This is a genomic window from Kitasatospora arboriphila, assembly GCF_039528095.1.
Lineage (GTDB): Bacteria > Actinomycetota > Actinomycetes > Streptomycetales > Streptomycetaceae > Kitasatospora > Kitasatospora arboriphila.
Genome location: NZ_BAAALD010000173.1, coordinates 1 through 7,805, shown reverse-complemented (window position 1 = coordinate 7,805; position 7,805 = coordinate 1). Strand labels below are relative to the sequence as shown.

Annotated in this window: 6 protein-coding genes and 1 pseudogene; 5 read left to right on the top strand and 2 right to left on the bottom strand. The window is 71.3% G+C overall.

Going from position 1 to position 7,805, the window contains the following annotated elements; translation table 11 throughout:
- Window positions 1–145: 145 nt before the first annotated feature.
- Together ABD353_RS38740 and ABD353_RS38735 are read left to right on the top strand one after the other, a co-directional pair.
- A complete protein-coding gene (locus ABD353_RS38740) occupies window positions 146–727 on the top strand; it encodes a GNAT family N-acetyltransferase (protein WP_344628430.1) in 582 nt (193 codons plus the stop codon).
- A 266-nt stretch (window positions 728–993) separates the two neighbouring features.
- On the top strand, window positions 994–1,785 hold the full coding sequence (locus ABD353_RS38735) for an IS5 family transposase (RefSeq protein ID WP_344628429.1): 792 nt from the start codon (window positions 994–996) through the stop codon (window positions 1,783–1,785).
- Here ABD353_RS38735 and ABD353_RS38730 read toward each other — a convergent pair.
- Window positions 1,742–2,038, bottom strand: a pseudogene (locus ABD353_RS38730) (hypothetical protein); the annotation flags it as partial. The gene ABD353_RS38735 and the pseudogene ABD353_RS38730 overlap by 44 nt on opposite strands.
- A 1,261-nt stretch (window positions 2,039–3,299) precedes the next feature.
- Between ABD353_RS38730 and ABD353_RS38725 the strand changes: the two are divergent.
- On the top strand, window positions 3,300–3,854 hold the full coding sequence (locus ABD353_RS38725; protein WP_344628428.1) for a TetR/AcrR family transcriptional regulator: 555 nt from the start codon (window positions 3,300–3,302) through the stop codon (window positions 3,852–3,854).
- A 5-nt stretch (window positions 3,855–3,859) separates the two neighbouring features.
- Here ABD353_RS38725 and ABD353_RS38720 read toward each other — a convergent pair whose 3' ends face one another.
- Window positions 3,860–4,987 carry an IS110 family RNA-guided transposase gene (locus tag ABD353_RS38720; RefSeq protein ID WP_425555344.1) on the bottom strand — a complete coding sequence of 376 codons (1,128 nt, stop codon included), beginning with the start codon at window positions 4,985–4,987 and terminating at the stop codon, window positions 3,860–3,862.
- Window positions 4,988–5,261: 274 nt separating this feature from the next.
- Between ABD353_RS38720 and ABD353_RS38715 the strand changes: the two genes are divergently transcribed.
- Together ABD353_RS38715 and ABD353_RS38710 are read left to right on the top strand one after the other, a co-directional pair.
- On the top strand, window positions 5,262–6,155 hold the full coding sequence (locus tag ABD353_RS38715; protein ID WP_344628427.1) for an aldo/keto reductase: 894 nt from the start codon (window positions 5,262–5,264) through the stop codon (window positions 6,153–6,155).
- Between the two features lie 113 nt (window positions 6,156–6,268).
- The gene (locus ABD353_RS38710; RefSeq protein ID WP_344628426.1) at window positions 6,269–7,288 is read left to right on the top strand and encodes an NADPH:quinone reductase; all 1,020 of its coding nucleotides are present in this window, start codon (window positions 6,269–6,271) and stop codon (window positions 7,286–7,288) included.
- Window positions 7,289–7,805: the final 517 nt, after the last annotated feature.

Below are 7,805 nucleotides of genomic sequence, written 5' to 3'. Positions count from 1 at the left end.
GGATCACCCTCGCCGCATGAAACTCCGGTGTCCACGTCCCGGGGGAAGGCTCAGTTCCCAGTTGGTGCGGTGGGAGTGACACCGTTCGTCCCGGTGTCCGCAAATCCGTTCGCCTGCACGCGTATGGCTGCCTACCCTGCCAATCATGAGCTTCGTATACGGGATCAGGCCTGAGCAGGCCCAAGATCATCCGGAAGTACGCCGCGTACATGCACTCGCCTTCGGCAATCCGGAACGCGTCCCCGGTCTGGTGGACGCGCTTCGTGACGCGCCGGGAGCAATCGAGCCGATTTCGCTCGTCGCGACACGGCATGATCAGGTTGTCGGGCACGTCATGCTCAGCGCCTGCCGCCTGGATGCCCAGCCCCAACTGGTCGATGTCGTCAGCCTGTCACCCCTGGGCGTCCACCCGGACCACCAGCTCCACGGCGTCGGCACCCAGCTGATCAAGGCAGCCCTGAAAGCAGCTGACGACCGCGGAGTGCCGCTGGTCTTCTTGGAGGGCTCGCCGACGTACTACGGGACGCGTGGTTTCCAGCGGGCCAGCTCGTGTGGGTTCCGTTCACCCTCGCTGCGCATTCCGGATCTGGGGTTCCAGGTCGCGAAGCTGTCGTCGTACGAGCCCTGGATGACCGGCACATTCGTCTACTCCGAGGCATTCTGGGCAAACGACTGCGTAGGACTACGCGACCCCGAGCGCTTCGCGCGGATCGCCACCCAGGTCTGAGAAACCGCTATACCGATCACGAGGCGTGTCGATCGAACGGGAGTCCCGATCGGGTGACTGCGGCGGGTGCCGCGCATGAACGCAGGGCCTCCTGGTAGCCCAAAGGGTGTCTACGCCAACAAGCTGCCCAGGAGGCCCTGTTGCCGCATTTCTACGACATCGCGGGAGTTGGGTCCACTTCGGCCACTCCTCCGTGTGACTGCCTGGCTCACCGGTTCGGGAACGCCGGTGATCATGGGGTGCGCGAGCGCCGCTACCCGTCGGACATGTCCGACGCGGAGTGGGCGGTGGTGCGGCCGCTGCTGCCGGTGCCGGGCTGGTTGCGGGGCCGTGGTGGGCAGCTGGAGGTCTACTGCCACCGCGCGATACTGGACGCGATCCGCTACCTCGTCGACAACGGAACGAAGTGGCGGGCCATCCCGGCCGACTTCCCACCGTGGGACCGGGTCTACGCCTGCTTCCGCCGCTGGCGCGACCACGGTCTGGTCCGTGAGTTCCACGACCGGCTCCGCCGCAGGGTCCGCGAGCAGGCCGGGCGGGACCCGGAGCCGAGCGCGGGCGTGATCGACTCGCAGTCCGTCAAGGCGGACGCTGTCGTCGGCCACGACAGCCGCGGCTTCGACGGCGGCAAGCTGCTCAACGGACGCAAACGGCACGTCGTGGTCGACACGCTCGGCCTGCTGCTGGGGGTGCTGGTCACCTCGGCGGACATCGGCGACCGCGCCGCCGCCCATGCTCTGCTCGCCCGAGTCGCCGCCGCGCACCACCGGCTGGCCCTGGTCTGGGCCGACGGCGGCTACACCGGCAGCCTCGTCGAGTACTGCCTCGCCGCCCTCGCCCTGGTCCTCGCCATCGTCAAGCGCAGTGACGACGTGCGCGGCTTCGTCGTGCTGCCCAAGCGGTGGATCGTGAAGCGGTTCATCGCCCACCTGATGCGAAGCCGCCGGCTGGTGCGGGACTTCGAGCGATCCACCGGCAGTGCGGAGGCGGTGGTCTACTGGTCGGCGACGATGCTCATGACCCGGCGCCTTGCCCAGCCACGGCCTTCGCGAGTGTGAACCGGCCCGGCACCGGCTCGGCCAGCCACCCCCGCGCTGTCAGCCGCTTCGCCTTCGACCGCAGTGCCTCGATCTTCGCAGGCACCGGGTCCAGGCCGAAGCAGCCGGCCATCTCCTGGCAGGTCAGCGGCCCCTGACCGAGACGGCCCCGGTCCGCGAGAACCTGCACGATGCGCTGGTAGTCCGCCGACAGTGCCGACCGGGCCAGGCCCGCCCCCCACATCGGCACCACCGACTTCGGCTTCGCCACCTCCCAAGACGCAGGCAGCGCGGGCGGTCCACCGCGATCCGACGGCTCCTCGGCGACGTCCGTGCCGACCGCGTCGCCTTCGCCGAGGTCGACGAGCCGACCCACGGCAGGCTCGGCCGTATCCTCGTCGACCTCGACCTCGAATTCGTCCTGACCAGCGAGCGCCTGATGGGCACCTGGCCCGACGTGCCCGCACTCCAGATCTACGAGCGCCTGCGCGACCCGCGCGTACGCGGTGTCGCCACGCTGCACTACACCTGGAACGGACGCAACCGCCGTCTGGTGACCGTGTGACGCTTCCGCCGCAGACCCGCGAGTTCCTGGCCCGGCCGGACCATGCTGGGCGTTTTCAACACTGAGCGCATCTGTGCCGTCGTGTCGTTGCACCGGCTGGCCGAGCTGGACGTCGGCACGGTGCTCTTCGGGCACGGCGATCCCCACACTCACGGCGTGGCGGCCGTCCTCCGGCGCGCAGCCGAGGCGACGACGTGACCGAAGTCGCCGCCTTGGTGCTGCGTGGGTGAGAACCGATTCTGGCCCAACTCCTGCGGAGCGGTGACTCTCCGCGTCGCCGCTACGCCCACTGCACGCCGTGCTCGGCGGGCTGTGCCGGCCGCCCTGGCGTCGGTTTGGCGTGCCTCGCCTTCGTGTTGTCGAGGAATGCGCCTGGCCTCACCTCTGCGACTTGCGCGTTTTCCTTCCCGTCAGTGCCAGCCGCCACGACCTCGACTGCTCGCGATGCGGGGCGCGGGGCCCGTACGTGACCCCTCCCGCTCGACGAACTGGGCCGGTGCCGCCGGACCCTGCTGGAACCGGTCCGCGCGGGACGTTTTCGGCTTCGCCTCCGCCGTGGTCTCCGCCTCCGCTGCGGTTTTCGCCGCCGCCGGCTCCGGGTGCGGCAAGTTCTGCTGGTCCGCCTCCGGACCGGGCCGGCCGTCGTGCTGCGCCACGACTTGGCAGCCGAGCTGCTCACCCTCGAGCACCGTTTCCTCGGGCAGCTGTGCTCACTTGATCGGCCGTCAACCTCAGGGATTGCCGCGTCAGTTCGGTGCGGCAGTGCCGCTGCGGAACGGGTTCGGAGGGTTCGACGGCCGAGCCGATGTGCACCGGCCGGCTGCCGTCCGTCTGACGCATCCATCGCGGGGCGGGCCCCGGTTGTCACGAACGGTGTCCGTCCGGATGAGGGCCACTCGCAACAAAAAGAACAGCGGTTCTGCTAGTGTCGCCCGCAAGGAGAACAGTGATTCTTTTTGTGGGAGGTCTGGTGCCTCGGCTCACCGACGCGCGCAAGGAACTCCGGCGTACTCAGATCGCCGAGGCCGCCGTGCGCTGCTTCAGTCGCAACGGCCTGGAGCGGACCTCGATCGCCGACATCAGTGCCGAGTCGGGCCTGTCGACCGGCTCGATCTACGCGCACTACCGCAACAAGGCCGACCTGGTCCGCGCCGCCGCGCGCGAGATGCTCCACCGGCGGGCCGACACCATCGGCGGGTACGCCGCGGCCGACGTCCCGCCCGGCCCCGACGAGCTGCTCGCCCGGTTGACTGCCGCGATCGATCCCGTCCACGCCCGGGTCGGCGTGCAGACCTGGAGCGAGGCGACCACCGACCCGGCCGTCCGCGACATCGTCGTCGACGCGACCGACCGGATGCGCGCGATGCTGCACGACTGCGTCACGGCCTGGCTGGTGAAGGTCGAGAACCACGAACCGGCCCCGGCTCGGGAGCGCGCCGCCGCGATCGCCCACCGAATCATGGCGCTCTACCAGGCCGAACTGCTCTACACCGCCCTGCGGACACCGACCGGGGAGTCTCAATGATTGAGTCAAGCCGTCTGCGCGACCGGAGCGGAGGTGAAGACCCGGTTGTCGCGCAGGAGTGGCCACAGGACGCTGACGCGGCGGCGGGCCAGGGCGATGACCGCCTGGAGGTGCTTGCAGCCTTCGGCGCGCTTCTTGAGGTAGAAGTCCCGGTTGGGGCCGTCCTTGATGATGCTGCTCTGCGCGGGCAGGTAGAACACCCGTCGCGGGCGGCGGCTGTAGCGTTTGGGCCGGTGCAGGTTGCCGGTGCGTCGTCCGGAATCGCGGGGAACGGGCACGAGCCCGGCCGCCGAGGCGAGGTGGCCGGCGTAGGCCGTCAGGTCGCCGGCCGCGACGACGAGCTCGGCGCCGAGTATCGGGCCGACGCCGGGCAGGGACTCGATGATCTCGGCCTGCGGGTGGGCGTGGAAGGCGTCGCGGATCTGCTTGTCGATCCGCTTGAGTCGGTCGTCCAGGGCCAGGATCCGCACGGCCAGGTCGGCGACGATCGCGGCGGCAACATCCTCCCCGGGCAGCACGGTGCGCTGGGCGTCGGCGGCCTCCAGCGCGGTGTCCGCGACCGCGTCGGCGCCGCGGACGCTCCGGTTGGCCAGCCAGGCCGCCAGGCGAGCCCGGCCGCGGCGGCGGAGCGCGGCCGGGGTCTGGTAGCCGGTCAGCCGCACCAGCGCGCCCTTGTGCGCGGAGTAGTCGAAGGCCCGCTCCAGGGCGGGGAAGATGCCGGTCAGCACGTCGCGGAGCCGGTTGATCATCCGCACGCGGTCAGCGATCAGGTCCGAGCGGTGCGCGGTCGGCAGTGCAAGGTCGGCCGCCAGCTGGGCGGGCACCTCGATCGCGGTGAAGTCCCGTCGCTGGCGGGCGGTTTCGGCGATGACGTAGGCGTCGCGGGCGTCGGTCTTCGCCTCGCCCCGGTAGGCGCCGGCCATGCGGTTGACAGTCCGGCCGGGCACGTAGACGGCACGCTGGCCGTGGGCCGCGAGCAGGGCCGGCAGCAGGGCCGAGGACGTGCCGGAGATGTCCACCGCCCAGTGCACTTCGTCGGCCAGCTCCAGGATCTCCCCGAGCGCGGTCAGGATCGCCGTCTCGTCGTTGCCGACCTTCTTCGACCACAGCGTGGTGCCGGCCTCGTCGACCACGGCCGCCCAGTGGTGCCCCTTGCCTGCGTCATCTCCCGCCCAGAGCGGGCACTTCGCTCACTCACTCGCCCCTCCTCGGTCCCACGATCCCCTTGGCCCGAGGAACACCCCGCCGTCGTCTCCGTAAACAGCGACCGCACACAGCGCGCATATCTCAATCAGCAGCCAGGGCGCCCCGGAGAACCGGACGGCCACTCCTCGGGAGCCGCGGTCGGCAAGACCACATCAGCCACATCCGGCCCTCCCGGGCCGTCTAACACCTTACGGAGACGACATGACCGCCCTGACCGCTCCGTTAGCCGCCCGCACCGTTCTCCGGACCGGATACGGTGCACTGCAGCTCGAGCGCCTGCACGACCGCCGCGACGAGGCCCTCGCCCTGCTGCGCCGCGCGGTCGAGCTGGGCGTCGACCACGTGGACACCGCCGAGTTCTACGGCTTCGGTTTCGCCAACGATGTGATCCGCGAGGCGCTGCGCCCCGAGGACGACGTCCTGGTGGTCACGAAGGTGGGGGCCGATCCCGACCCCGGCGGGCGCCTGCCGCTGCGTCTGGCGCAGCGGCCCGAGCAGCTGCGCGCCAGCGTCGAGGACAACCTGCGCAGCCTGGGCGTCGACCGGCTCGCGGTCGTCAACCTGCGCCGCCTGGACACCGGCCCGGGGTTGCGCCCCGAGGGGGACCAGGTCGTCGACCTCGACGATCAGCTCGCGGTGATGACCGCCCTGCGCGAGGAGGGCAAGATCGGCGCGATCGGTCTGAGCAGCGTCACCCTCGAGGGCCTGCGCCGCGCCCTGCCCGCCGGCGTCGTCTGCGTCCAGAACGCCTACAGCCTCGTCTCCCGCGACGACGAGGATCTGCTGCGGCTGTGCGTGGCCGAGGGCATCGCCTGGGTGCCGTTCTTCCCCCTCGGCGGGGCTTTTTCCGGCCTGCCCGGCGTGACCGACGAGCCGGCGGTGCACGCCGTGGCCCGGTCGCTGGGCGTCACGCCCTCCCAGGTCGGCCTCGCCTGGCTGCTGCACCACGCCCCGAACGTGCTGCTCATCCCCGGCACCGCTGATCCCGCCCACCTGGAGGCGAACGTCGCGGTCGGCGGGATCACCCTCGACGCCGCGATGCTCGCCACCCTCGACGGCATCCGGTCCCGCTCCAGCAACGTCCCCATCGGCTGACCGGTACCGGCGCGGCCCGGGCGCCCCCGCGCGCCCCACCCCTTCCGGGCGGCATGACGAAGCGTCAGGCCGCGCCGGGAAGTCACCCTTCCACCAGGCTCCAAGGACGGATCATGAAAGCCATCGTCTACCGCGACACCGGTGCCCCCGACGTTCTCCGGTTCGTCAACCGCGACCTGCCCGAGCCCGGTCCCGGCGAGGTTCGCATCCGGGTCGCCGTGTCCGGTGTCAACCCGACCGACTGGCAGGCGCGCTCCGGCGTCGGCCACCCCAAGCAGTACCCCGAGGTCACCCCGCACCTCGACGGCGCCGGCACGATCGACGCCGTCGGCGAGGGCGTCGACCGGAGCCGGGTCGGTCAGCGGGTCTGGCTGTTCATGGCCGCCGCCGGGCGGCCCACCGGCACCGCCGCCGAGTTCACCGTCGTGCCGGCCGAACAGGCCGTTTTGCTGCCCGACGAAGCCGGCTTCGACGTCGGCGCCGCACTCGGCGTCCCCGCGCTGACCGCGCACCGCGCGCTCACCGTCGCCGAGGACGGGCCGCGTCGGCTGCACCCCGGGGCGCTGGACGGGAAGGTGGTGCTCGCCGCGGGTGGCGCCGGAGCGGTCGGGCACGCGGTGATCCAGCTCGCCCGATGGGCCGGCGCCACCGTGATCGGTACGGTCAGCAGCCCGGAGAAGGCCCGGCTGGCCACCGCCGCCGGAGCCCACCACGTGATCAACTACCGCGAGGGCGACCCGGCCGCCGCGATCCGCACGATCACCCCGGACGGTGTCGACATCATCGCCGAGGTGGCGATCGGCGCGAACCTCGCCCTGGACCTCGCGGTACTGCGGACGCGCGGCACGATCTCGACCTACGCCAACGACGGCGGCAAGCCGGTCGAACTGGACGTACTGCAGAACATGGTGCTCAACGCGCGTTTCCAGTTCCTGATCCTCTACACGGCCGGTCCGGAGGCACGCGCCGCGGCCGCCCAGGACGTCGCCGCCGCAGTGCGCGACGGCGCGCTGCCCGTCGGTGAGGAGCACGGGCTGCCGTTGACCCGCTTTCCCTTGGAGCGCACCGCCGACGCGCACCGGGCGGTCGAGAGCCGCACGGTCGGTAAAGTTTTGGTGGACGTCACGGCCTGACGTCCGGCCACCCACGGCGCGCCCGCCGCGGCCGCCCTGCTGGGGCGCTCCAGGGGATACGGTTCTCCGGCCGCCCGCCGCTGCGCCCGGGGTGGCCGGTTCGCGTGGGCCGGCCGGAGGCGGGGTGGCCCGTGGGGGTGCTGCCCGTGGCCGGGGTGTCCTCGCCGGGATGGTTCCGGGCCCGGAGGAAGGCGATGACGACAGCGACCACGAGGACGGCAAGGACGAAGCAGCCCAGGGTGCCTTGCCGGTTCCGTCGTTGACGTCATCCACTGGGCCCCGGGCGTCGAGTCTGACGTGGATCCGAACGCGGCCGTCAGGGAGGAGAGGGCAAGAGCGCAAACGGGCGGTACCACCCCACAGCCGCATGACCGGCCGGCTGGTGCGCTCGTCCCGGGACGCTTTTGGCCCGTTGCTCCGGTCGCCTGCCGCTGCGTCCGATGCCGGCGGTTGTGGTGTGGCCGGCTGGTCTCAGTACGGCGACGTCTTCCGCTTCATGGACCTGTGCAAGGACGGC